This window comes from Actinophytocola sp. NPDC049390 (assembly GCF_044466355.1).
Lineage (GTDB): Bacteria > Actinomycetota > Actinomycetes > Mycobacteriales > Pseudonocardiaceae > Actinophytocola.
Genome location: NZ_JBITMQ010000001.1, coordinates 1,068,825 through 1,095,546 on the forward strand (window position 1 = coordinate 1,068,825; position 26,722 = coordinate 1,095,546).

A 26,722-nucleotide genomic window follows, 5' to 3' on the forward strand; every position below is an offset into this window, starting at 1 on the left:
CTTCGCCCGAGCGACGATGAAACGCGACGCGCGGGACGTGTCACGGCGGCTGCGGACGGTTCACCAGCGCGCCGACGACCTGACCGAGCGGTTGTCGCACGGCTCCCTGGACTCCGGCCTCCTCGCGCCCCTGCATGTCCGGACACGTCCGAGGAGCGGAAGAAGCAGTACACGGAGATCAGGGCCGCGCTCCGCGGGCTGGAGAAGGCCGTCGACGCTCTCGTGCGTGCGGTCGGCGAGCGCGAGAAGAAGTTCAAGGCCAAGCAGCGGCGGTACCTCAAAGACGGTCAGGCCCGGTACAAACGCTGACCACAGGTCTAGGTGGACAGCCACTCCCGGTGTGCGGTGGCCGTGGTGAACTCGCGGAGGTGGAGGGCCGCGGTCAACCATGCCCGGGGGAACTCGTCGGTGTGGTCGTCGACGGTGCGGCCGAAGGCGTCGCGATGACGGGCGTGCGTGGCGGCGGACAGCGTGGCGAGGACGGCCGCGGTGGTGGTGAGGCCGTTCGCGGTCAGGGACCGGGTGTTCCGGTCCGCCGACGTGGCCATGGCGACAGAGCGGCCGGCGAGCGCGATGCGGTGCACGAGGTTGCGCAGCGGGTGCAGGGGAGGCGGGACGCGGTGTTCCGGCGGGCGGCGCCGCGGGACCACGCGGGCCTCGCCTGCCGGGACGTGCGAGCGCTGGAGCCGGTCGAGCGCCAGGTCGACGGTGCCGCCCATGGCCGAGGGCAGCGTGAGGGCCTCGCCCTGCACGGCCAGGGCCGTGGCGGTCGCGGGCAGGTGGGGGAGAAGGCGTGCGATCACCCGCACCCGCATGCCGCCCGCGGTCGCCAGCACGCGCAGGTTCTCGCGCGTGCGGTCGTCGTCGCCGGTCAGGTCCAGTTCCGCGTCGTCGGTGGCCACGCGCAGGGCTGGGCCCGCCGCACCGCGCACCTCCGCGTCGAGGAACAGCAGCGTCGCGCCCGCCGGGCGGTGGCTTTCGGGCAGGGCGCGCACGGCGAACGCCCTGGCGACCTGGTCCGTCAGCGGTTCCCGCCACAGGCCCGCCGCCGGTGGCTCGTGCCAGGCGACGCCCTTCGCCGCCACGGCACGCACCTTCTGCCCCGCGCCGAGGCGGTGGTCGGCGGACGCGGTGCCGCCGGACAGCAGCAGACCGGACCGGCCGAGTGCCCGGTGGGTGAGGCCGGACTCGCCGACCGCCACCGGACCGTTCGCGGCGACGGGCACTCGTTCGGCGCCGCCGGGCATGATCGCCGGGACGGTCCACAGCACGCCGTCGTCGTCGACCAGGTGGGTCACCACGCCGCCGTGACCCGTCGCGGCGACGACGGCTTCGGTGCACAACCCGTACAGCCGCAGCGATCCGACCGGGCGGTACTCGCGGCGGGCGGTGCCGCGGAGCACGTCGGTGACGGTGCCGGTGCGGAGGTCGTGGCAGAGCAGGAGCAGGTCGAGCAGGTCGTCGGTCAGCTCCGCGCGGTCGAAGGACGGGTCGTCCGTGCGGGCGGCGGTCAGGGCCGTGGCGACCCGCAACCCGCTCGCGGCCGCGCGGTGCAGGCTCGCGACGCGTGCCTGGTGCACCGCGCGCAGCAACTCGGCCCGGACCACGGTGCCGCTGCCCGACGCGCCCGCTCGCAGCACGGTCGCACCCGCGGACCACAGCGCGGCGGCCGCCGTCCGCTCCGCGTCGGTGATGTCCGCGGCTGGGGTGTCTGCTGGGGTGCCGGCGGTGGGTTCCGCCGGGGCGTCGAGAGGCGTGGGTGCCGCGACGGAGGCCGCGGCGACCGCGACGCCGCGGTGCAGGCAGCGGGGCGCGAGCAGGCACGAGCACGTCAGCGCGTCGGCCGAGGTCAGCACACCGTCGGTCAGCCGCCACGTCAACGTCGTCTCGTCGTCGAGCGGTGCGGTGGCCTGGTCGTCGTCGACGGTCACGGTCCAGTCCGCCGCCCGGGCGACGGCGGCGTCCACGCGTTTGCGCAGCCGCGGTGGCAGGTCGTCGAGGACGTCCGCGGGCACCGACGGCGCCACCGGGGGCAGTCCGTTCACCCGCGCACCTTCTCCCCGACCCAGCGGGCCAGCTCCTGGGGGCTCAGCGCAGCCACCGGCATCCCGGCGTCCACCAGCGCGCCCGCGATCGACGTCGAGTACCGCGCCGTGCCGGTGTCGTCCAGGCTCGCGCAGCCCATGACCGTCACGCCCGACGCCACCAGCTCCCGCACCTGCGCGAGCAGCGCCGCGACCGGGCCGCCCTCCTCGAAGTCGCTGACCAGCACGACCATCGTGCGTTCCGGCACGGTCACCAGGGACCGGGCGTACCGCAGCGCACCCGCGATGTGCGTGCCGCCGCCGACCCGCACCTCCAGCAGCAGCGACAGCGGATCGGCCACACGGTCGGTCAGGTCGACGACCTCCGTGGAGAACGCGAGGAAGTGCGTCGACAGCGACGGCACGCCCGCGAACACCGACGCGGTCAGCGCCGACCACACCGTGGACGCCTCCATCGACCCGGACACGTCGACCACCAGCACCAGCCGCCAGTCGTTGGCGCGGCGGCCCCGGGTGCGGAACACCGGCCGCTCCGGCACCACCGCGACCCGCCCGTCCGGGCCTCGGCGGGCGGTGGCGAGGTTCGCGCGCAGTGTGCGTGGCAGGTCGAGGCGACCGCTCGGCCGCCGCGTCGGAGTGGGCAGCAACAGACCGCTCAGGGCCGGGCGGACACGCGTCGCCAGCTGTTCGGCCAGCTCCCGCACGAGCCGCGCCACCAGCGGCCGCAGCTTCGCCAGCGCGGACTCGGACAGCCCGCCCGCGAGGGACAGCACGTTGCGCAGCAGGTCGACCGACGGCCGCACCGCGCCGGGATCGAGCTCCAGCGCCGCCTCGAACCGGCCGCCCTCGACGGCCGCGGCGAGCACCTCCTCCCGCACCCGCTCGCCGAACAGCGCCACGAGTTCGTCGGACCACTCACGGACGTCGGGGAACGGGTCGGACAGGTCCGCGCCCAGGTCGCCGCCCACCGCGCCCTCACCGCGTTCCCGGCCGTACAGCTCGTCCAACGCCGCCGCGTACCGGGCACCGCCCGTCGGCCGGTCACCACGCCTGCCCAGCACCAGCCGCCACCGCAGGCTCGGCGGCAACTCCACCGAATCGTCCACAGTGGACGTCCGAGGTGGTGGCGGGTCCACACTCGTGTCCGGAGTGGACGGTGAGAGGCCGTGGGCGCCCAGCGCCGCCAGGGCGATGCGTTCGGCCGCCAGCCATCCGGCCAGCTGTTCGGGGTCGATGGCCTTGGGGAGGTCGACGCGGCCGCCGGTGCGCTGCTCGACCACCGCCAGCACCCGTGCCCGCGCGCCGGGCCCGATCGACGTGCACGCGCCACGCAGCGCGGGCAGCCGGTCAAGGAAGTCCTTGTCGGACAGGGCTTCCACGCGGTCCAGCAGCGGGTCGAGCGCCTCGGGCGCCTCCAGCAACGGGCTCGCGGCGGCGAGCACCCCGGTGAGGCCGTCGCGCAGCACGGTCCGCCGTTCGGGGCTGGTGGCGTTGTCCAGCCACGACGCCATCCGCTCACCCAGCTCGCCCGCCGTCGAGAGGCCGAGAAGCACTCGCACCGCACCGGCGGCCCCCGCGATCAGCGGTGTGCCGTCGTCGGCGAGCGCACGCAGGGCGGCCGCGAGCCGCAGGCCCGTGCCGTGGGCGTCGTGCCGCAGTCCCAGCTCCACCAGCGCCCGCGCGTCGGCCGGGTCGGTGGCGCCGGCGAGGCCCGCGACCTGCGCCACCGCCGCGGTCTCCAGCTCGCGGGAGAGCAGCGGGTGCGTGTCGAGCACGTCCGCCGGGACGCCGGGCAGGTGACCGGCGCGGAGCCGGTCGACCAGGTCCAGCGCGGTGAGCAGTTCGTCGAGGGTGCCCGCGCCGGGCAGCACGGTCGCCGCGTCGCCCAGCAGGTCGCCGACCAGCTCGGGCAGCCCGCATTCGGCCGCGTCGGCGAGGTCGGCGAGCACGGCGGCGGGTGTGTGGCCGTCGCCCTGTTCGCGACCCGCCCGGCGGGACCGCAGCTTGCCGAGCGCGGCCAGCTCCACCGTCGGGCCCCACATCCCGGCGACCGGCAGCGTCGCGGCGGTCGCCGGGGTCCACGTGACCGTCCACCGGGTGGTCAGCGCGTCCGCACCGCCGACGCCGGTGGTCGCGGTCGGTTCGCCGTAGGGCACGCCGAGCACGGTCAGCCTGCGCAGGGTCAGTTCGCGGCGGGCGTCCAGCGGGGAGCGCAGCGGGTCGAGCCGGAGCGTGATCGGTTCGCGTCCGCCGGGGCCGGGCAGCCGCAGCTCGTCGAGAAGCGCCTCGACGGCGGGCGTGAGACCGGAACGCGGCGTGCCGGGCGCGAGCACACCCGCGCGGTGACCGACCAGCACGTCACCCGCCGCACGGGCCACGACCCGGCCACGGCCCCACGGTTCCGCGTGCGTGAGCACCGTCTGCACGGCCTCGACGACCTCGCCGCGACCGGGTGCGGGCAGCCCGCGCAGGCGAGCGAGATCGACGGCCAGCCGCAGCGCCTCCCGCGCCTCGCCGGGACCGGCCGGGTGCCCCAGCTCGCGGATCCGCGCGCAGATCCGCACGATCACCGTCGCCGCCGCCTCCTCGACCGCGGCCGGGTCACCACCCGCCGCGAGCACGGCCTGCTGCCACTCGGGGTCGCGAATCCCGGCCGGGTACCCGGATCGCTCGTCCAGCAGCTCGAACCCGTACGGCACCAACGAGGTCACGACCTCCCCTGGCACGTCGGGGAGGTCCGGGAACTCGACGTCCGGTCCGCCGAGCAGCGCGGCCGCGTGGAACGAGCCCACGACCGCCGCGCACCGCCTGCCCTCCTGCGCCGCGACCGCGCGCCGCATCCACGCCTCGCGGCGCAGGTCGTACGGGTCGACACCCGCGACAGCGGCATCCGTGCGCATGGCCCAGCCGACCATCAACGCCGTGCGCCGCACCGACTCCGGGTCCTGCCCGGGCGCGGGTGCCTCGACGAGCCGGTCCCACAGGTCCTCGTCGTCGCGGCCGGTGATGGTGCGCCGCAACGCGTCCGTGAGCGGGGACGCGCCGCCCGCTGCCCCTCGGTACCCGTCGCGGTGCGCGAGCGGCAGATCGCAGGGCCGCACGGGCACGCCCGCGCGGTGCGCCCACCGGACCGCGGCCAGCTCGGGGGAGAAGTCGGCGAACGGGTAGAACGCCAACCCCGACCCGTCGCGGTGCGCGCCGGACAGGGCGACCGGCGCGGTGAGCGCCGGATCACCCAGGTGCGGCAACCATTCCCCGAGTTCCTCGGGCAACTCGACCAGCACCACGTCGGGCGCGGCCGCCTCCAGCAACGCGGGCACCACGGCCGCGAGCGCGGGAGAGTGGTGCCGCACGCCGATGAGGTACGGCTCGCGGTGGGCCGCGAGCCGTTCGACCATCGTCAGGTCAGCTGTCGAGGACGTCACGGAGCTCCCACAGCCGTCGCCACGTCCGCGCGCCGCCCTCGGCCCGCCGCCGCACCGCACCGTCCCAGTAACCCAGCAGCCGGGCCGCGTCGCTCGGGTCGTCCTTGCGGACCACGCCGAGCAGGTGCCCCGGCAGCAGCGACAGCGGGTCGCGGTCGCCGGGGAAGTACGCGTCGGCCAGGCCGAGCGACGTCGCCACCGACACCGCCTCGGCCGTGCTCATCACCGTCGACGGCCGCTCCACCGACCAGCCCTCCACCGAGACCCCGGCACGCAGGTCCCGGAACGCCGTCACCAGCGCCTCCAGCACCACGTCGTCGAGCGCGAACGGCGCGTCGACCCGTTCGAGCGCGGCGGTGGCCTGCCTGCGCACCAACGCGATCTCCTGTGCCAGGTCACCGATCGGGCCGACGGCCTCGAAGTTGAACCGGCGCTTGAGCGCCGCCGACATCTCCGACACGCCGCGGTCCCGCAGGTTCGCCGTGGCGATCACGGTGAACCCGGGCGCGGCGTGCACGGTGGCACCGTCAGTGCCGGACAGCTCGGGCACCGCGAGCCGCCGGTCGGACAGGATCGACACCAGCGCGTCCTGCACCTCGGGCAGGCAGCGGGTGACTTCCTCGACCCGTACCACGCCGCCGGTGCGCATGGCCGCCATCACCGGCGACGGCACGAGCGCCCGGGGGCTCGGCCCCTCGGCGAGCAGCAGCGCGTAGTTCCAGCCGTAGCGCAGCTGGTCCTCCGTGGTGCCCGCGGTGCCCTGCACGACGAGCTGGCTGTTGCCCGCCACCGCCGCGGCCAGCAGCTCGGACAGCATCGACTTGGCCGTGCCGGGTTCGCCGACGAGCAGCAGCCCGCGCTCACCGGCGAGCGTGACCACGGCCCGCTCCACGAGCGCGCGCTCGCCGACGAACTTCGGGCTGATCGCCAGCCGGGCGGGCACCCCGGGTGCCTGCACCCCCTTGGGCAACGCCAGGGTGTCGCCGCCGCTGCCGGAGATGAACGTGACCACCGCGCGTGGGGTGAGCCGCCAGCCCGGCGGCCTGCGGCCGTCGTCGTACGCGGCGAGGAACGCCAGCTCCTCGGCGAAGGCGTCCTCGGCGGGCTCGACCTGCCGGGGTGGGGCTTCCGCGGGCTGTGTCGTCGTCATCGGCGGCCTCCGGTCCGCAGCTCCTCGTACGCGGGCGTGTCACCGTCGACAACCCGTTGCCAGGCACGGGCGAACAGGTCGGCCACCGGTTCCCTCGGCACCACCACACCCGCCGGCGTGCCGGTGAACCCGAACATCGGCGCCTTCCACGACTCCAGCGGCAGGTGCGGCCGGTTCAGCGCGAGCCAGCCGCCGGGCAGGAACAGCGACCGGCCTGCCCTGGCGCGCTTGGCCGTCAGCACGAGGTCGGTCGCGGCGAGCGCGGCCCTGGCCGCCTTGAGACGGGCCGGTTTCCAGCCCGTCCACCGCGCGGTGTTGGCGTCGGTCGGGTCGGGCAGCGCGAGCAGCTGCAGGTACAGGACGGCGGCGTCCTCGTCGAGATCGAGCGTGCCCGCGACCTGCGCCACCACGTCCGGCGCGGTCACGGCCGGGTCCTGCGGGGCGGCCGCGGGGTCGGTGCCCTCCGGTGCGGTCGCGGCACACGCGGCCGCGACCCGGTCGTCGGCGAGGGTGTCGAGCGCGTCGGGCAGCCACTGGTCGCCCGTGATCTCCGCGATCGCGGCGAGCAGCGGCCGGTCCTCCCGTCCGACGAGCCCCGGCCGGACCACCACTCCGCAGTACCCGTGGTGGCTGCCGATCAGGTGCAGCCACGGGCGGTGGTCGACCCTCGTGCCCTCGGGTGGCACGTCGACGCCGAGGAGGCGGTGGATCGGCTCGGGCGGGTTCCACCTGCCGAGGTCGACCGCGAAGCCGGGGGACGCCACCCGCTGCCGTGCCAGGTTGAGCGCCTCCGGCAGCCGGGCCCGTAGTGGCGACCCGACGGGCAGCCGCTGCGCCAGCCACAGCAGGGCGCCCGGCAGCTCCCGCAGGGTGCTCGCGGTGAGGGCGTGCTCGTTGCGGGCGGTGAGCGCGGTCTCGACGAACCGCATGTCCGGTTCCTCGGTGAGCCACGTCGTGGTGTCCGGGTTGAGCAGGCTGGTGACGAACCCGGTCGCGTTGGCCAGCGGCAGTTGCTTGGCCGCGTCCACCAGCACGTCGTCCGGCACGGGCTGCCGCACCCCGTGCGCCGCGGTCCACACGTCGGCGACCGACGACACGTCCGGGCCGGCGGTCCACAGGTCCGCCGAGTCCGCCGGCAGGGCGGCGGCGAGCAGCGCGTGGCGGTACTCGTCGCTCAGCACCCGCAGGCGTTGCTTGGCCGCCTTGGCCTCGGCGGCTGACAGGCCGAGCAGCTTCCGTTGCGCGGCCTCCAGGTAGTTCGCACCCCACTCGTCCACGCCGGGCATGCCCGCCAGCAGCACGGTGGCCTCCGCCGCACCGAGCCCGGTCCGCTCGACCAGCGCGGGCACCGCGGCGGGTTGCCACGGCACCGGTCCACGCTCGGCCAGGACGTCCAGGAACCGGACGATCCGGTCCCGGCCGAACGGCTGCGCCACCTCGGTGGAGTCGGTCAGCCGCCAGTCGCGCGGCAACGTGAACCTGCCCGCGGTGGCGGTGTACTGGAGACCCGTGCACAGCTCCCCGTCGCCCTGGTGCCAGCTCTTGTGGGTCAGTGCGACGAAGCCGTCCGGCGCGGGCAGCACGCGATCGGTGGTCACGCCGTGGTCGTCCGGGACGACCACGGAGACGATCCGCCAGTGCCCGTCGTCGTCGGCGAGGCCGCTGTCGGCGAACGCGCGCAACGCGAAGACGAGTGCGTCCCGGTGGTCGTCCGGGGTGAGCGGGGACGCGGCGCGGTGTGCCAGCGACGCCAGGTACGGCAGCACCGTGTACCACCGGTTGCCGCTCGCCGGCAGCGCCTGCTCCTGCGCGGGCACCCGTGTGGCGGCTTCGGCGAGCGCGCCGAGCAGCGCGGGCAACACGCTCGCCGGGGAGGTGCCGCTCCCGTGGTGATAGCGCCTGGGGCCGTCGAACCAGTTCAGCGCGGTGCCCAGCTGGTCCTCGGTGACGACCGGTCCGGACGGCGTGAGCGCGTCGAGGTCGACCTCCCGTGCGGCCTCGGCCACCGCACCGAACACGCGGTACCCGTTCCGCAGCATGGCCGCCAGTTCCACCACGTTGATCACGCCCGCGATCAGCGCGGGATGCGACAGCCCCGGCAGGGCGTCGGTGACCGCGGTCGCGAGCGCGTCGCGTTCGCCGCGCACGAGCGCCGCGTACCGCTCCGCCGCGTCCGGGTGCTCGCGGTCGAGCTCCTCGGTCGCGGCGGCGATCAGGGTGTCCACCGCCGCGCGGGAAACCTGCCGCAGCGCCGCCGAACCCGCCTCGTCGCGTGGCCGGAGCAGGTGCCACCAGCCGCGCGGCGCCACGAACGGCGTGCCCGCCGCGTAGGCGGGGTGGGCGTTCGACGCGCTGATCTCGGCGAGCCGCCCGCCATCGCCGTCGAGCAGCAGCACCTGGTTGTAGGACTCGGCGAGCACCAGCTCCCCACCGCCAGGCAGCCTCAGCACTCCGCTCGGCATCGGCCCGTCCGCGAACCGCACGCGGCGGCCGTCCACGCCCTCGGCCAGCACACTGCCGTCGAGGTTCTTGCGCACCCGCCACCCGTGCAGCCCGTTCGCCGTGCCCAGTGGACTGTCCACTGTGGCCGCGACGGCCGGCAGCAGTGCGCACGCCGCCAGGTCCAGCGTGGCGCCGTCGGCGGCGAAGTCCTCGACGAACGCGGGCAGGCTCGCGCGTCCCTGTTCGCCGGTGGCCGGATCCACCTCGACCCACCGCCACGCGACGCGGTCGTGGGCGAGCGTCCACACCGTCGTGCCGTCGCCGAACGCCGCGTCGCCCATCGTGACGTCGTGGTCGCCCGGCCGGATCGCGCGGTGGCCACCGAAGCGGGCACCGTCCGCCAGCGCGATCGAGGGCCGGCCCACGTCGCGGTGGTAGCGCGGACGGGACTCGCCCGCCGTGGTGAACACCGTGCTCGGTGCGTCGCTCCAGTACGCCAGCTCGCCGTCGGGACCGTGCCAGCGCACCAGCAGCAGCCCGTCGAACCACGACACGTTCGGCAGGAACGACCAGTTGTGCCGGGCGTTCGCGGGGATGCGGGAGACGTGCTCGGCGAGCACGCCGTCCGGGCCGACGACCACGAAGTTCTCGCCGCGGCCCAGCACGAGCGCGGGCCAGCCCTCACCGCACACCACGACCGGCTCGTCCTTCTTGCCACCCACCCGCAGACCCGCCACCGCGTCCTCCAGCGCGGGCCAGCCCAACTCGTCGAGCAGGCCCGTGCGCAACGTGGTGTGCAGCGCGGCGGCCACGTCGGTGGCCGCGATCGCGTCAGCGGCGTCGGGCACGTCGGCGAACGCCTCACCGAGCGCGGCGACCGCCAGCTCCCGCAGCCGGTCGGTCAGCCCCGGCAGACCGGCAGGCCGCGCCTGCCCGGCACGGGCCGTGAGCCAGCGTGCCAGCGCGGTCCGCAGACCCGGCACGGCCAGGGCGCCGACGAGCGCGTCCCGGTCGGCGGTCCCGTCCCGGGCGCCGGAGCGGAGGTGGTTGACGAGGCCCTCGCCGAGCGCCTCCGCGTACTGGTCGGTGCCGCCGAGCGCGTCGAGGTCGCGTCGGCCCGGCTCCTCGTCGGCGAGCCAGGTGTCGACCTCGAACCGCAGGGTGCCGCGGTCACCGCCGACCAGGACGCCGTGTGTCAGCAGGAGGTCGATCAGGTCCAGCTCGTTCTGCCGCCAGCCGCGCAGCACCAGCACCGGTTCACCGTCTGCGGCCAGCCTCTCCGCCATGGCCTCGGCCAGCTCCAGCAGCCGCTGCGACCGGGCCGTGGTGCGCCAGCCCGACATGCGGACCCGGCACACCGACGACAGCCACGCGGCGGGCGAGACCGCGCCGGGTTCGCCGGTCGCCGGTTCGGTGAGCGCCCGCGTGGCGCCCGACGCGGTGAGGATGTCCAGCCACGTGTCCAGTGCCGCCTCCGACGACGGCACGAAGCGCAGCACCTGGTCGCGCACGGCGTCGTCGCGCTCGGCGAGGCGGACCAGCGCGTCCCGGTAGGACTTCCAGAACGCGGCGTTCGCGCCGTCGATCGCGGACGTGTCCAGCACCGCGCGCAGCAGCCGCTCGTCCTCGGCGGCCAGGTCGCGTTTCGCGGCGCGCGCCAGCCTGCGCAGGTCCTCCGGCATACCCGTGTACGGTGCCAGCCCGCCGCGGGTCCGCTCGACGCACAGTGTCAGGAACAGCTCGTACGCATCGGCCGGGTCGTGCCTGCGCGCGAGCCCCTTCGCGTGCGCGGACAGGGCCTTCGCGGTCAGCGCGCCCGCGAAGGCGAACTCCAGGAACACCTCGCGAATGCGTCCCGGGTCGACGGTGAGGTCGTGCACCTCCTCGGCCTCGCGCGCCTTGCCGAACATGGTCGCCGCGTACGTGGTGTTGCCGTGCTCCAGGAAGATCCGGCCCGCCTGCTCGTAGAACGTGGGCAGGAAGTGCGGCGCGGACCGGCCGAGCATGTCGCCGAGCGCGGTGAACCCGTCCTTCGCCGCACCGGCCTTGGACTTCGCGGTGCGGGCCAGCCGCTCGACGTCCTTGACGAGGTTCAGCGCGTGGTGGCCGTTGGCCGGGTCGTGCACCAGCGCCCACGCGGGGAACCCGAGCGCGCTGCGCTTGCCGGTGCCGACCTCGGCGGTGGCGGACGGCGCGGCGAAGCCCAGGTACTCGCACGTGAGGTCCTCGGCGACGCCGAGCACGGCGGGCACCAGCCGGACCACGACGCGGTCGTCGAGCGCGGGATGCGTGTAGTGCCGGGCCGTGATGGTGTCGCGGTCGAGTTGGGCACCGCCGGGTTCGACGTCACCCGGCAGCACGGCGCCCGCCGCGATCAGCGCGGCTGTGTTCTCGTTCATCAGGCCACCGCCTCGTCCTGCGCGACCACACGGCCCGCGTGGATCGACGACGCCATCCGCATGCCTTCCGACCACGCGACCGGCCCGACGTCGGCGAGGGGGAGCGCGGTGCCGTCGGCCAGCGCCCAGCGCAGGTCGCCGGTCCACGTCTCGGCCTCCGGGTAGTCGCCGCCCAGCCAGAACCGTGCCTCCACCGCGACTCCGTTCTCGTAGGCGGTGTAGACCGCGTCGCCGCCCCGCACGGGGTAGCCGAGGGTGCGGCAGCGGCTGGTCGCGTGGTTGAGCTGTTCGAACCGGCCGCCGGAGAAGTCGGCGACGGCCGTGTCCCCGGCCGGGAACTCCGCCGGTTTCACGAAGGTCTGCCGGAACAGCTGCTGCACCTGTTGCTCCACACCGAGTTCGGCGCCGAACTCACGCAGCTCCTCGAGGTCGGCGAGCAGGACCGGGTGCGGGATGCGGATGCTCTCCGGCCGCAGCCGCACCGTGTCCCCGTCGAGCGTGACCACGCCCAGCCCGCGGTCGGTGTCCGCGTCGCGCAGGAACCCGACCTCGTCCGGCCCCGCGGTGACCACGAGGTCGCGTAGGGCGGCCGCCCACGCCGCGTCGGCCCACACCTGGGCGAGCAGGGCGGTGGGCACGGGTAACGACCGCACCATCCACTCGTCGACGCGCGACCGGCACTCCGCCTCGTGGCGGTCGAGCCATTCCGTCAGCTGGCGCAGCCGCACCACCTGCGGGTCCTCCTTCAGCGCCGACGGCACCGACGAGAGCACCCTGCCCTTGGCGTTGCGGCACTGCACCCGCCCGCCGTCCCCGATCCGTACCTGGTAACCGGATGCGGCGTCCAGCCAGCCCACGGTTCCTCCCGTTGCGATCCCTGAGTCGTGACGGCGGCAGGTTATCGGCGTGCACCGACAATGTCCGGCGAACCGGTGTTTCGCGTGCGTCAGCCCTCGCGGGGGAAGAGTTCGAGGACCTCGCCGTCGAGGTTCGCGAGGAGGTACGCGGCGCCGAGTTCGGAGTCCGCCCGCTGCCGGGCAACGCTGGCAACCGACCGTCCGTGTCCGACGGTCCGACGGGCCGGTGGTTCGCACCGGCGAACGCGGGCCCGTAACGCCGTCCGTCCAGACGCGACACATGGAGGGCGGGAGGTCATCATGGCCGAGACGACGACGCGGACGTTCTGTGCGCTGTGCGTGTCACGGTGTGGCGCGACGGCGACGGTCGCCGACGGGCGGCTCGTCGCGCTCGCGCCGGACCCCGGGCACCCGACAGGGCACGCACTGTGCGTCAAGGGCAAGGCGGCACCCGAGCTGGTCCACCACCGCGACCGGCTGCTCCACCCGATGACGCGCACGAACCCGAAGGGCGCTGCCGACCCCGGCTGGCGGCGCATCACCTGGGACGAGGCGCTCGACACCGCCGCCACGCGGCTCCGCGCGCTGGCCGACGAGCACGGACCCGAGTCGGTCGGGTTCAGCTGCCCGTCCCCGTCGACGTCGGCCATGTCCGACGCGGCGGACTGGGTGATGCGGCTGCGGCGCGCGTTCGGCAGCCCGAACATGTGCGTCTACATGGAACTGTGCGGGTGGGGCCGCTACCTCGCGTCCCTCTACACCTACGGCGCGCCGGTGCCGGGTGCCTACATGCCCGACCTCGAACGCACCGGCTGCGTCCTGTTCTGGGGCTACAACCCGTCCATCTCGCGGCTCGCGCACGCCACCGCCACGGTCGCGGCCCTGCGCCGGGGTGCGCGGCTCGTCGTGGTCGACCCCAGACGGGCCGGGCTCGCGGGGCGCGCCGACCACTGGCTGCGCGTCCGGCCGGGCACCGACACCGCGCTGGCACTCGCGCTCACCGGTGTGATGATCGAGAACGGGTGGTACGACGACGACTTCGTGCGGCGGTGGACCAACGCGCCGCTGCTCGTCCGCACCGACGACGGGCGGCTGCTGCGCGCCGGGGACGGCCTGCCTGTCGCGTGGGACGAGGTGGCCGGAGGGCCGGCCGGGTCTGCCGTCGACGAGACCCGACTCGCGCTGCGCGGCACCTACGAGGTCGGCGGGGTGGCGTGCCGGCCGGTGTTCGACCTGATCGCCGAGGAGTGCGGGCGGATGACGCCCGCGGTGGCGGCGGCGATCACCGGCGTACCGGCGCAGGACGTGGTGTCCGCCGCGCGCACGCTGTGGGAGTCGCGGCCGGTCGCCTTCTACACCTGGAGCGGGCTGGAACAGCACAGCGACGCGACACAGGCCGTCCGCGCGATCGGCCAGCTGTACGCGCTGACCGGCTCGTTCGACGCGCCCGGCGGCAACGTGCTGTTCGAGAGCGTGCCGGCCAACCCGGTCGACGGGGCCGACCTGATCAGCGCGGAGCAACGCGCCAAGGCGCTCGGCATCGGCGAGCGCCCACTCGGGCCCGCGCGCTTCGAGTTCGTCACCGGGGACGACTTCTACACGGCGGCGTTGTACGGCAGGCCGTACCGGGCGCGTGGTCTGGTGAACTTCGGCGCGAACCTCGTCATGGCGCACGGCGACAGCGCACGCGGCCGTGACGCGCTCGCGGCGCTCGACTTCACGGTGCACGCGGACCTCTTCATGTCGCCGACCGCCGAGCTGGCCGACATCGTGCTGCCCGCGGCGAGCGCGTTCGAGACCGAGGGCCTGAAGATCGGGTTCGAGATCAGCCAGGAGGCCCAGTCGCTGGTCCAGCTGCGCAGACCGCTCGTGCCACCACGGGGCGAGGCGCGCTCCGACGTGTCGATCGTCTTCGCGCTCGCGACCCGCCTCGGGCTCGGCGAGCACTTCTGGCACGGCGACGTGGACGCGGGCCTGCGCCACCAGCTCGCACCGAGCGGTGTGTCGCTGGAACGCCTGCGCGCCGAGCCCGAGGGGGTGCGGCTGCCGCTCGAAACCCGCCACCGCAAGTACGTCGAGACCGGCTTCCACACGCCGTCGGGGAAGGTCGAGCTGTACTCCGAGGAGTTCCTGGCGCACGGCTACCCGCCCCTGCCGGTGTTCACCGAGCCGGGTGTCAGCCCCCGCTCCCGCCCCGACCTCGCGCGGCGGTTCCCCCTGATCCTCACGTGCGCGAAGTCGTTGTGGTTCTGCGAGTCCCAGCACCGCGGCCTGCCGAGCCTGCGTGCCGCCGCACCCGACCCGCGCGTCGAGCTGCACCCCGACACCGCGCGGGCCCGCGGCATCGCGGCGGGCGACTGGGTCAGCGTCGAGACACCGCACGGCAGCGTCCGGGCCCGTGCTGCGCTCACCACGGGCGTCGACCCCGGTGTGGTCGTCGGGCAGCACGGCTGGTGGCAGGCCTGCGCGGACCTCGGCCTGCCCGGCTACCCGCCGTACGGCGAGGGCACCGCCAACCTCAACGCCGTGCTGCGCCAGCGACCGAGCGATCCCGTCAGCGGCAGCTCACCGCTGCGCGCGGCGCTGTGCGAGGTGACCCGGCTGGCCTGAGGGCCGCGCTCGTGTGAGTCCTTCACCGCGATTCGGACTATTCGGTGAGAGCTGTACGGACCAACGCGTTGACCGGTTCGCAGTGATATGTCCGGGCTTTGCTCACTTTTCGAGCCAGTTGTGCGAACTTGTATCGCCGTCTCGTCGTCCAGCCCACCGGGAGCGTCCTTGACCGGTCCTCCGCGCAACTTCCGGGTGCTGGTGTTCGGCTACTCGTGCTCCGCCTACGGCAACTACCTCAACCTGGTCGCGCTCAGTCTCTTCACCCTCGTCGTGACCGGCGGGCCGCTCGGCGTCGGCATCGTGATGGCGCTGCGGCTCGGGGCGGGGTTCGGCGCGGGGATCGTCGCGGGGCGGCTGGTCAACCGGTTCGACCGGCGGCGGTTGATGATCGGCACGGACCTCGTCCAGGCCGCCGCCATGGTGGGGCTCGCGGCGGGCCCGCGGCACGTCGCGCCGCTGGTCGCGGCCGCGGTCGTGCTGGGGGCGGGGAACACGCTCTTCACCGTCGCCCTGCGCAGCAGCGTGCCCGCGATGGTCGGGCAGGAACAGCGGGTCAAGGCCAACGGCAGGCTGGTCACGGGCCGTTCGCTCGGCACGGTGCTCGGTTTCGCGAGCGCCGGGATCGTCGTGGGCACAGGCGGGTTCGACGCCGCCTTCTACGTCAACGCCGCGTCGTTCGTCGTCTCCGCCGTGTCGCTGGCCGCGCTGCGCCTCCCCACCCGCACCGGCGACGGCCCGGCGGGCACCGCCACCGGTGACCTCACGGGGCGGCTCCTCGCGCTTGCCGGCCCGGTCGTCGTGCTGATGGTCGCCGTGCGCGGCGCGGACGCGTTCGGCTCCGCGTCCCACAACATGGCGATCCCGCTGTACGCCAACCAGCTCGACCCGGTGAACCCGGCGGTCGTGATGAGCCAGTTCTGGGCGTCCTGGGCGATCGGCACCCTGCTCGCGCACCAGGTCGTCCGGCGCGTGTCGCTGGGGGAGCGGGCGTTCGCGCTCGGCACCTGCCTGATGGCGGTGAGCTTCGTGCTCGCGTTCGCCGTGCCCGCCGGGCCCGCGCTGATCGCCGTGGCGCTGCTGGCCGGGCTCGCCGACGGCTTCACCGAGATCGTGTACACGTCCCGGCTGCAGGAGGCGCCCGACGAGCAGCGCGGCCGCCTGTTCGGGATGTCCGCGACCGCCGAGACCGCGGGCTTCGCGACCGGGATGGTCGCCAGCTCCGCCTTGCTGGAGGTCGCCCCGGCCCTGACCGTCGTCGCGGCCTTCCACGGTGTCGCGGTGCTCGCCGCCGCCGGCCTGTTCGCCGTCACGTTCGTCCGCCGCCGCACCGCGGCACCCGTCGCCCAGGAGACGTAGATGCCCGAACGACCCATGGCGCTGTCCGTCGGGATCCCGTTGACCCACACCGGCGACGACCCGCCGGACGCCTGCTCCGCGCTGGAACGGGCTGCCGCACGTCACCCGGACAGCGCGGTCGTCACGGTGACCGCGCCCGGCCGCCGGGACCGCATCACCTACCCGGAACTGCTGTCGCGGGCGCGGCACCTCCTTGCCGGGCTGCGTGCGCGCGGCTGCCGGCCGGGGGACGCGGTGGTGCTGCACGGGTTGCCGCTGCCCGACTTCTTCCCCGCCCTGTGGGCGTGCCTGCTCGGCGGCATCACCCCGGCCGCGGTCGCCGAGCCGATGCCCGACGACCCGCCGCCCGCCGCGGTGGACCGGTTCGCACACCTCCGCAGGCTCCTCGGCGAGCCGCTCGTGCTCACCGGCGCGGCGACGGTGCCACGGCTGCGTGCGCTGGCCGGGGACGCAGTGGTGGGGGTCGGCGAGTGCGTGGCCGAGGAGCCCGCTGACCCGCACCGGCCCGGCCCGGACGACATCGCGTTGCTCATGCTGTCCTCCGGCAGCACCGGCCTGCCGAAGGCGGTGCGGCTGACGCACCGCGGGTTGTCCGAGTTCGCCGCGGCCACCCGCCGCGCGTTCGACGTGCGGCCGGAACACACGAGCGTCAACTGGATGCCGCTCGACCACAGCGGCGCGCTGCTGTTCTACCACGTGCTGGAAGTGTTCGTCGGGGCCACGAACGTGCACGCCCCGACCGACCTCGTGCTCGCCGAACCCCTGCGGTGGCTCGACCTGCTCGCCGAACACCGCGCGCAGCACAGCTGGGCGCCCAACTTCGCCTACCGGCTGATCGCCGACGCGGTCGAGGGCAGCGACCGCACCTGGGACCTGTCCTCGGTGCGCACCCTGCTCAACGGCGGGGAGCAGGTGACCGTGCCCGTCGTGTCCCGTTTCCTCGACGCCACAAGGAAGTTCGGCATCACCGACGACTGTGTGCGGCCCGCGTGGGGCATGGCCGAGACCACCACCGCGATCACCCTCGGCCGGTACTCGCCCGCCACGGTGCACCGGGTCGTGAAGTCGAGCATGGGCGGCGACCTCGAGTTCGCCGACGCCGCGACAGCCGACCGGGACGCCGTCACCCTGGTCGCCGTCGGTCCGCCCGCGCCCGGCGCGGCACTGCGTGTGGTGGACGAGCGCGGCGACGTGCTGCCGGAACGCCGGATCGGCAGGCTGCAGGTGCGGTCGTGCCGGGTCACGCCCGGCTACCTCGGCGACGAGGACGCCACCCGGGCGCTGTTCCCCACATCGGATCGCACGTGGCTCGACTCCGGCGATCTCGCCTTCATCACCGGCGGGGAGGTGGTGATCACCGGGCGCGCCAAGGAGGTGATCGTCCTCAACGGCCACAACCACTTCTGCCACGAGATCGAGGACGTCGCCGTGACCGTGTCCGGCGTCGCGCCCGGATGGGTCGGCGCGTGCGGGGTGCCGGACGAGCGGACCGGCAGCGAGCGGCTGCACGTCGTGGTCGGCACCGACGAACCCGACCCGGTGAGGCTGGTGGCCGAGGTCCGCGCGGCGTTGTTCGACCGGCTGCACCTGACCGGCCGGGTGGTCGCGGTACCGAGGCGGGACTTCCCGAGGACACCGGCGGGCAAGGTGCGCAGGACGGCGCTGCGTGACCTGGCCCCGGCCGAGCCGCCCGCGCTCGACGACGGCGTGGTCGCGCGGGTGTTCGCGGCGGTCGCCGGTCGCGACGTGGACGCCGACACCCCGTTCCACGAGCTGGGGCTGACGTCCGTCGAGCTGGTGCGTGCCCGCGCGGTGCTGTCGCGCGAACTGGGCCGGGACATCGAGCAGACCGCGTTGTACCGCCACCCCACCGTCGCCGCGCTCGCCGCGCACCTCGTCGGCACGCCTGCCCCGGCATCGGCGCCGCGGGGTGCGGCGCACACCGACGGCCGCGTCGCGATCATCGGGATGGCGTTGCGGTTCCCCGGTGCGCGGACACCGGAGGAGTACTGGGCGAACCTCCGCGACGGCGTGGACAGCGTGCGGCGCTTCACGCCCGACGAGGTCGCCGCCGCCGGGGTGCCCGCCCGGATCGCGGGAGCGCCGGAGTTCCAGCCGGTGGTGGGCGCGCTCGACGGGGTGGGGGAGTTCGACGCCGCGTTCTTCGGGATCAGCCCGCGCGAGGCGGAGCTGACCGCTCCGGCGCACCGGCTGTTCCTCCAGTGCTGCCACCAGGCGCTCGAACACGCCGGGTACGCCGCGCCCGGGCAGCGGATCGGGGTGTTCGCGGGCGACGGCATGAACCTGTACGGCCACCAGGACACCGCCGGGCCGGGTGCCGGCGGCGAGGACGGCGCGAGGGCGTTGCAGACCACGATCGGCGGCGGGCCGGACTTCCTCGCGTCGCGGGTCGCGTACCGCCTCGGGCTGACCGGCCCGGCGGTCGGCGTGCGCACCGCCTGCTCGACGTCGCTCGTCGCGGTGCACCTCGCCGTGCGGGCGGTGCTGTCGGGAGACGCGGACATGGCCGTCGCGGGAGCCGCGGCGGTCCGGCTGCCGCAGGAGGCGGGCTACCGCCACCACCCGGGTTCGATCCTGTCGCCCACGGGCCGGTGCCGCGCGTTCGACGCGGACGCCGACGGCACCGTCGGCGGCAACGGGATCGCCGCGGTGGTGCTGAAACCCCTCGAAGCAGCGCTGGCGGACGGCGACACGATCCACGCGGTGATCCTGGGGTCGGCGATCAACAACGACGGGACGGGCAAGGTCGGGTTCACGGCGCCGAGCGTGTCCGGTCAGGTGTCGGTGATCCGCGAGGCACTGGACCGCGCGGGGGTGCCCGCGTCGAGCGTGTCGTACGTGGAGGCACACGGCACCGGCACCGCCCTGGGCGACCCGGTCGAGTTCGACGCGCTGCGTGACGCGTTCGCCGGTGCGCCGCCGGGGTCGTGCGTCGTCGGATCGGTGAAGCCGAACATCGGTCACCTCGACAGCTGCGCGGGCATGGCCGGGTTGCTGAAGGTCGTGCTGATGCTGCGGCACCGGGAGCTGGTGCCGACCGTGCACCTGCGCACCCCGAACCCCGAGCTGCGGCTTTCGGGCAGCCCGTTCACGCTGGCGACCGAACGTCGCGAGTGGACGGTCGAGGGCGGGCCGCGCAGGGCGGGCGTGACCGCGCTCGGCGTTGGCGGCACGAACGCGCACCTCGTGCTGGAGGAGGCGCCCGCGGTGCCGCCCCGGGAACCGTCGCGGTCGGCGGTGCTGGTCCCGGTGTCGGCGCCGGACGAGGAGTCGCTGACGACGTTGGCCGGCAGGCTCGCGGCCCACCTGCGTACCCGTCCCGAACTGTCTCCTGTGGACATCGCGACGACGTTGGCGTTGGGACGCAAGCACTTCGCGCACCGGCTGGCTGTCGTGGGCCGGACGACGGCGGAACTGGCGGACGGGCTCGCGCAGGTGCCGCCGCCCGCGTCGGCGCCGGAACCGCTCGTGTTCGCGTTCTCCGGCCAGGACGGCGTGCGCACCGGGATGGCGACCGAGTTGTACGAGGCGTTCCCGGTGGTGCGCCGGGTGCTGGACGAGTGCGACCGGGCGCGTCCGGGGCTGCTGGCGCAGCTGTGCGGGGACGAGGTGCGGGACACGCAGCCGGTGCTGTTCGCGTTCCAGGTGGCGCTGGTCGAGTTGTGGCGCTCAATGGGCGTGGTGCCCGCGATGGTGACGGGGCACAGCCAGGGCGAGTACGCGGCGCTGTACACGGCGGGCGCGCTGTCCCTCGTGGACGGCCTGGCGCTGACCGCGGCCCGCGGCGCGGCGATGGCGGCGACGGCACCGGGCGCGATGCTGGTGGTCAACGCGGACGGCCGGGTCGCGGCCGAGCTGGCCGCGGCGAGCGACACGGAGATCGCGGCGGTCAACGGTGCCGGGGTGCACGTGCTGAGCGGTGCACCGGACGCGGTGTCGGCCGCCGCGGACCTGGCGGGACGGCGGCGGGCCGCGTGCGTGCGGCTCGACGCGGGCACCGCGTTCCACTCGCGGCTGGTGACGCCCGCGTTGCCGGAGCTGACGCGGCACGCGTCGGGGGTGGGCTGGCGACCGCTGCGGGTGCCGATGGTGAGTGGAGTGGACGGCCGGGTCCTGCCCGCCGGCCACGTGATCGACGGCGACTACCTGTGCCGCCATGCTCGCGAGGCGGTCCGGTTCGACCTGGTCCTGGCCGCGGTGGCGGGCAAGGACGTGCTGGAGGTCGGCCCTGGCGAGGCGCTGACCCGGCTGGCGAGGCGCGCGGGCACGCGCTGGTCGGCCAGCCTGCCGCGGGACCGGGACACGCCGGTCGCGTTGCTGCGCACGGCGGGCGACCTGTACCGACGAGGCCACCGGATCGAGTGGGGTGCGATGACGACGACAGGACACCGGATTCCGTTGCCCGGCCACCCGTTCGGCACGGAGTCGAGCCGTCTCCCGGAGGTGCTGGCGCTGACGGCGCACGCCCTCGGCACGGAGGCGGTGGACCCGGACCGGACGTTCGTGGACCTCGGCGGCGACTCGCTGTCACTGATGAACATGACCCGGGACCTGGAGGAGCGGTTCGGGACGCGGGTCCCGATCAGAGCCCTGTTCAGCGACGCGGACACCCCCCGCAAACTGGCGACGCTGATCGGTCCGGGTGCGACGGTCACCCGTCCGGAAGCACCGCCCTCGGAGCCCGCCCCGAGCGCAGACGGCGCCACCCCCGTGGCACCGGCGCCCCCCGCGGAACCCGAGACCACCACGCCACCCGACGAGGCCGAACCGCCGCCGGTGACCGATCACCGCACCGGCGGCACCGACCTGGCGGCGCTCGCCGAACGGCAGCTGGCGGTCGCCGAGCGCATGGTCGACCGGGTCACCGCACTGATGTCCGAACAGCTCGCCGCACTGCGCGCCCTCCCGGCGGCCGCCGCACCCGCTCCGCCACCCGCGACGCCGACGCACGAGCCTCCGCCACCCACGCTACCCTCCGCGCCTGCTCCGCTACCCGCGCCGCCCACCGTGGCGACGAACGGGGCGCCGCTTCCCGCCGCGCCGCTTCCCGCCGCGCCGCTTCCGGCCGTGCCGCTTCCCGCCGCCACGGCACCCGCTGCCGCCGCGCCGCCCGCCGCCTCGCCGATCCCCCCGCGGCCCGGCGCCGTCGACTTCAGCCTCTACTTCTTCGGCGACTACCCGGACGAGCGGCAGGCCGACAAGTACAACCTCATCACCTCGGCCGCGCGGTTCGCCGACCGGCACGGCTTCCACGCGCTGTGGCTGCCCGAGCGGCACTTCCACTCCTTCGGCGCGCTCTTCCCCAACCCCGCCGTGCTCGCCGCCGCCCTGGCCGCCCAGACCGAGCGGATCCGCTTGCACGCAGGGTCCGTCGTCCTCCCACTGCACCACCCCCTCCGGGTCGCCGAGGAGTGGTCCGTCGTGGACAACCTGTCCGGTGGGCGGGCCGGGTTGTGTGTGGCGAGTGGCTGGCACGCCAACGACTTCGTGCTCGCGCCCGGCAACTTCGGCACCCACCGCGACCTCATGTACACCCACCTCGACACGGTCCGGCGGCTGTGGGCGGGGGAGGCCGTCACGGCGACCTCCGGCTCCGGTGACGTCGTCGACGTGCGCACGCATCCGCGGCCGCTCCAGGACATGCCGCCGATGTACGTGGCCGTCGTCGGCAATCCCGACAGCTACCGGCGGGCCGCGGCCGAGGACCTCGGGATCGTCACCAACCTCATGGCGCAGAGCGTCGAGGACCTCACGGCCAACGTCGCGCTGTACCGGCGCACCCGCGCCGAGCACGGGCTAGACCCCGACGCCGGACGGGTCGTCGTCCTCGTGCACACCTACCTCGGCGCAGACCTCGACGAGGTGCGGGCGAGCGCCTACGCGCCCTTCTGTGCCTACCTCCGCTCCTCCCTCTCGCTGTTCGACCAGGTCACGACGAGCCTCGGCGTCGAGATCGACCTCGACAACACCCCCGACGACGACGTCGAGTTCCTCCTCGGCCAGGCCTACCGGCGGTACTGCGAGTCCCGTGCGCTCATCGGCACCGTCGACAGCTGTGCCGCCGTCGTCCGAGACCTCCGCGCCGCCGGGGCGGACGAGATCGCCTGCTTCGTCGACTTCGGCGTGGACGAGGACCGGGTGCTCGCCGCGCTCCCCGCCTTGGACTCACTGCGTGCGGTCTGCCAACCGGAGGCGGGCCGGCTCACCGCCGCCGAGCGGCGGATCTGGTTCCTCGACCGACTCCACCCGCACCAGCGGATCTACCACGAGCCGAAGGCGATCCGCTTCACCGGACCGCTCGACACCGACGCCCTCCGGCACGCGCTGCGGCGTGCCGTCGACCGCCAGCCCGCCCTGCGCACGGTGTTCCGCGAGGACGGCGGCGAGCCCCGGCGCGTCGTGCGGCCGCAGGTCGCCGTGGACTGCCCGCTCGTCGAACGTCCCGGCGCCACCGAAGAAGACGTGCTGCACGAGGCGTTGCACACCACCGGCCGCGCCGTGTTCGACCTCGCCGCCGGACCGCTGATCGCCGCCCGGCTCGTGCGGCTCACCGCGGAGCACCACCTGCTCTTCCTGTCCGCGCACCACATCGTGTTCGACTCCGCGTCCACCGCCGTGCTGGTCCGCGACCTCGCCGCGTACTACCGACCGGGTGGTGACCTGCCCGCACTGTCCCCGCTCGAACCCCACGAGGACGCGGCGACCCCGGCGGACGTCGAGTTCTGGCGCGCGCACCTCGCGGACGCGCAGGAACTGCGCCTGCCCACCGACCACCCGCGCCCGGCCACCCGCTCCGGCGACGGCGCCGCCCTCACCCACGACCTGGACGGTGCGCTCGTCGACCGGCTCGCGGCACTCACCCAGGCGCACGGCGGCACCCTGTTCATGGCCGTGCTCGGCTGCGTCGCCGCCGTCCTCGGCCGCTTCGCCGACCAGGACGACGTGGTCATCGGCACGGCCGTCGCCAACCGGCCGCGCGACGCCGCCGACCACGTCGGACTGTTCCTCGACACCGTCCCGCTGCGCGTCGACCTGTCCGGCGACCCGGCGTTCCCCGACCTCACCCGCCGCGTCCGAGACACCACCGCCGACGCCTACGACCACCGCGCGGTCCCGTTCGACGAACTCGTCGGCATCCTCAACCCGGCCCGCGACCCCGGCCGCAACCCGCTGTTCACCGTCATGGTCGAGTTCGAGCACGAGTCCACAGTGGAGTTCACGCCGGACGTCGCGGTCACGATCCTCGACGTGCCCGCCGACCGGGCACCGTTCGACCTGTCGCTGTACCTCACCCGGCACGCGAACGGGCTGCGGATCTCCGTCGAGTACGACACCGACCTCTTCACCGAGGACACCGTGCGCCGCCTCGTCGCCCACGTCGAAACCGCGCTGCGGCGTGCGGTCGACGACCCGGCCGCACCCCTGTCGGCGCTCACCGCCGCCACCGACGAGGACCGCGCGCGGCTGGCCGCCTGGCAGGGCGCGCCGCTGCCCGCACCGCCGTGCCTGCACCACCTCGTCGAGCAGCAGACCGACCGCACCCCGGACGCCGTCGCCCTGATCGACACGGACGACCGCGAGTGGACGTTCCGCGAGCTGGACGAACGAGCCAACCGGCTCGCCAACTGGCTCGGCGCGCAGGGCATCGGGCGCGGCGACCTCGTCGCCGTACGGCTCGACCGGGGCGTGGACCTGATCGCCACCCTGCTCGCCGTGCTGAAGTCCGGCGCGGGCTACGTCCCGCTCGACCCATCCCTGCCGCCCGCACGGGTCGACCTCGTCATGGCCGACAGCGCGGCCGCGTTGCTGCTGACCGGCGACACCCTCCCCGAGGGCGCCGCGCTCGGCCCCGTCACCCGGCCGACGGTGCACGTCGACGCCGACGACATCGCCTACTGCATCTACACGTCCGGCTCGTCCGGCAGGCCCAAGGGTGTGCTCGTGCCGCACCGCGGGCCCGCGAACGTGGTGCGCAGGCAGGCGGGGACCGCGCTGCGGACGCTCCAGTGGACCTCACCCGCGTTCGACGTGAGCGTGCAGGAGATCGTCGGCACCCTCGCCGCGGGCGCCTGCCTCGTGCTCGTCGACGACGCGGCACGGCACGACCCCGCGGCACTCGCCGCCGTCGCACGCGCCCACCGCGTGCAACGGCTGTTCATGCCGTACACACCGCTGAAGTACCTGCTGGAGACCCGGCCCAGCCTCCCCGACCTGCGTGCCGTGATCTCGGCGGGCGAGCCGGTCGTGCTCACCCACGCGGTGCGCCGGTTCTTCGACGAGCACCCGGACTGCGCGCTGTACAACCAGTACGGCCCGACCGAGGGCTCGATCATCGTCACCTCCCACCGCGTCGACCCGGCCCGGGACACCACCCCGATCGGGGCACCGATCGACGGGGTGACCGTCGACGTGCTCGGCACGCGGGGCGAACCGGTGCCGATCGGCGCGGTCGGGGAGATCACCATCGGCGGGCTCGCCGTGGCCGACGGGTACCTCGGCCGCGACGAGGAGACCGCGGCCGTGTTCGTCGAACACCCCGGCGGCAGGCGCTACCGCACCGGCGACCTCGGCCGGTGGCGCGCGGACGGCGTGCTCGAGTTCCTCGGCAGGTGCGACGACCAGGTCAAGATCCGCGGCTTCCGCGTGGAACCGGGGGAGACCCAGCGCGTGCTCGCCGACCTCCCCGGCGTGCGGAACACCGCCGTCGTGACCAGGACCGGGCCGGCGGGCGAGCCGGAACTGGTCGCCTACGTCGTGCTCGACCAGGGCACCGGACTCGACTCGCTCGCGGCCCGGCTCGGCGCACTGCTGCCGCACTACCTCGTGCCGCACCACTGGGCGGCCGTGGACCGGCTCCCCGTCACCGCCAACGGAAAGCTGGACCGGAGCCGTCTGCCGGACCCCGGCACGGCGAGCGCGGCCGGTGCCGCGCCGGACACCCCGACCGAGGTGGCGCTGCACGAGCTGTGGTGCGCCGAACTGGGACGGGAGCAGCTGCCCGCCGACCGGTCGTTCTTCGCGCTCGGCGGGCACTCGCTGTCGGCGGTGCGCCTGCTCAACCGCGTCGGGCAGCGGTTCGGCCGGGTGCCGTCGATGAGCGAGTTCTTCCGCGACCCCACCATCCGCGGGCTCGCGCGACGGCTGGACACACCGGCCGTGGTCGACACCGTCCCGCTCACCGCGGCGCAGCGCAGGCTCTGGCGGCGGCACCACGAACGCGTGAACCCGGCCGTCTACAACGTCGCGCACCGCGTCGACCTGGCCGGCGACCTCGACGAGGACGCGCTCCGGCAGGCCGTGACGGCCCTCGTGCACCGGCACGTCGCGCTGCGGACGCGGGTCGTCGAACGCGACGGTGAGCTGCTGGCGGAGATCCTCGCGCCCGCCCCGGTCCCGCTCGCGGCCGACGACGTCGAGCACGCGGACCAGTGGTGCGCCGACCTGGCCGCGACCCCGTTCGCGCTGGAGACCGGGCCCCTGCACCGCTTCCGGCTCGCGCGGCAGGGCGAGCGCCGGTGGGTGCTCACCGTCGTGCTGCACCACATGGTGTGCGACGGCGTGTCGCTGGGCATCCTGTGGCACGAGCTGGGGGAGCTGTACGCGGCCGCCGTGGCGGGACGGCCCGCCGACCTGCCGCCGGCTGTGCCGCACACCGACTACGCGCGCTGGGAGCACACCGGGCCGACGCCGGAACGCCGGGCGGAACTGCTGCGGTACTGGCGAACCACGCTGTCCGATGTGGACATCCAGCCCACGCTGCCCGCCGACTTCCCGCGGCCGCCGGTGGTGTCCGGGCGTGGCGCCGTCCACGAGTCGGTGCTGCCACGGGACCAGGTCGAGGCGGCCGCCGCCGAGCTGGGCGCGACCCCGGGCGCGGTCCTCGCGACCGCGTTCGCCACGTGGCTCGCCGGGGTGACCGGGACGCCGAAGGTGGTGCTCGCGACCTCCAGCGCGAACCGCGTGAAGCCCGACCACGAGCGCGTGGTCGGGCTGGTCGGCGACGCGGTGCTCGTGCCGGTCCGGGCGAACAGCCCCGTCGACGAGTTCTCGGCGAGCCTGTTCGGCGGGCTCGACCACCAGGACCTGCCGCTGGCGGAGGTGGTCGCCGCGGTCGCGCCGGACCTCGTGGACCGCCTGTACCCGGCGCTGCTGTTCACCGTGGTCACCTCGCCGCCGCCCGAGCTGGTGCTGCCCGGCGTCGAGACGCGGACCGACGTGCTCGTGGTGCCGGGAGTGGCACGCACCGAGCTGTACGTGCGCTTCGCCGGGGACCGGATCCACTGGGAGTACTCGACGGACCTGTTCACCGCGGCGACGATCGCCGGCTGGGACGCCGACCTGCGCGCCACGCTGACCCATCTCCTCACCGCTGATCGGAGGACCGCGTAACAGCCTGGACACCGTGGTGCGACGG

Annotated in this window: 8 protein-coding genes; 3 read left to right on the top strand and 5 right to left on the bottom strand. The window is 74.7% G+C overall.

Annotated elements, in window-relative coordinates; all coding sequences use genetic code 11:
• Positions 1-317: 317 nt before the first annotated feature.
• Genes ACIBVP_RS04835 through ACIBVP_RS04855 form a run of 5 tightly spaced genes read right to left on the bottom strand, consistent with a single transcriptional unit; the run spans position 318 to position 12,318 of the window.
• Complete coding sequence (locus ACIBVP_RS04835) at positions 318-2,045, bottom strand: hypothetical protein (protein ID WP_396104611.1); 1,728 nt, start codon at positions 2,043-2,045, stop codon at positions 318-320.
• Entirely contained in the window at positions 2,042-5,470 is a 3,429-nt protein-coding gene (locus ACIBVP_RS04840; protein WP_396104612.1) for a DUF5682 family protein, read from the bottom strand. Before ACIBVP_RS04840 ends, ACIBVP_RS04835 begins: the two co-directional genes overlap by 4 nt.
• Complete coding sequence (locus tag ACIBVP_RS04845; RefSeq protein ID WP_396104613.1) at positions 5,451-6,620, bottom strand: AAA family ATPase; 1,170 nt, start codon at positions 6,618-6,620, stop codon at positions 5,451-5,453. The genes ACIBVP_RS04840 and ACIBVP_RS04845 overlap by 20 nt, the downstream gene beginning before the upstream one ends.
• Complete coding sequence (locus ACIBVP_RS04850; protein WP_396104614.1) at positions 6,617-11,461, bottom strand: hypothetical protein; 4,845 nt, start codon at positions 11,459-11,461, stop codon at positions 6,617-6,619. Before ACIBVP_RS04850 ends, ACIBVP_RS04845 begins: the two co-directional genes overlap by 4 nt.
• Positions 11,461-12,318 (bottom strand): DUF4132 domain-containing protein, encoded by an 858-nt coding sequence (locus tag ACIBVP_RS04855; protein ID WP_396104615.1) that lies wholly within the window; start codon positions 12,316-12,318, stop codon positions 11,461-11,463. The genes ACIBVP_RS04850 and ACIBVP_RS04855 overlap by 1 nt, the downstream gene beginning before the upstream one ends.
• 300 nt (positions 12,319-12,618) lie before the next feature.
• Between ACIBVP_RS04855 and ACIBVP_RS04860 the strand changes: the two genes are divergently transcribed.
• The 3 genes from ACIBVP_RS04860 to ACIBVP_RS04870 all read left to right on the top strand — a co-directional run bounded on the left by ACIBVP_RS04860 (position 12,619) and on the right by ACIBVP_RS04870 (position 26,697).
• Positions 12,619-14,928, top strand: coding sequence for a molybdopterin-dependent oxidoreductase (locus tag ACIBVP_RS04860; protein WP_396104616.1), 2,310 nt, complete (start codon positions 12,619-12,621; stop codon positions 14,926-14,928).
• A 168-nt stretch (positions 14,929-15,096) separates the two neighbouring features.
• A complete protein-coding gene (locus ACIBVP_RS04865; RefSeq protein WP_396104617.1) occupies positions 15,097-16,287 on the top strand; it encodes an MFS transporter in 1,191 nt (396 codons plus the stop codon).
• Positions 16,288-26,697, top strand: coding sequence for a MupA/Atu3671 family FMN-dependent luciferase-like monooxygenase (locus ACIBVP_RS04870; protein WP_396104618.1), 10,410 nt, complete (start codon positions 16,288-16,290; stop codon positions 26,695-26,697).
• The last annotated feature ends 25 nt before the right edge of the window (positions 26,698-26,722 follow it).

Bases quoted from the DNA above. Each gene is read 5' to 3' on its own strand.
- ACIBVP_RS04870 (WP_396104618.1), top strand. From the start codon at position 16,288: ATGCCCGAACGACCCATGGCGCTGTCCGTCGGGATCCCGTTGACCCAC.
- ACIBVP_RS04860 (WP_396104616.1), top strand. From the start codon at position 12,619: ATGGCCGAGACGACGACGCGGACGTTCTGTGCGCTGTGCGTGTCACGG.
- ACIBVP_RS04850 (WP_396104614.1), bottom strand. From the start codon at position 11,461: ATGAACGAGAACACAGCCGCGCTGATCGCGGCGGGCGCCGTGCTGCCG.
- ACIBVP_RS04845 (WP_396104613.1), bottom strand. From the start codon at position 6,620: ATGACGACGACACAGCCCGCGGAAGCCCCACCCCGGCAGGTCGAGCCC.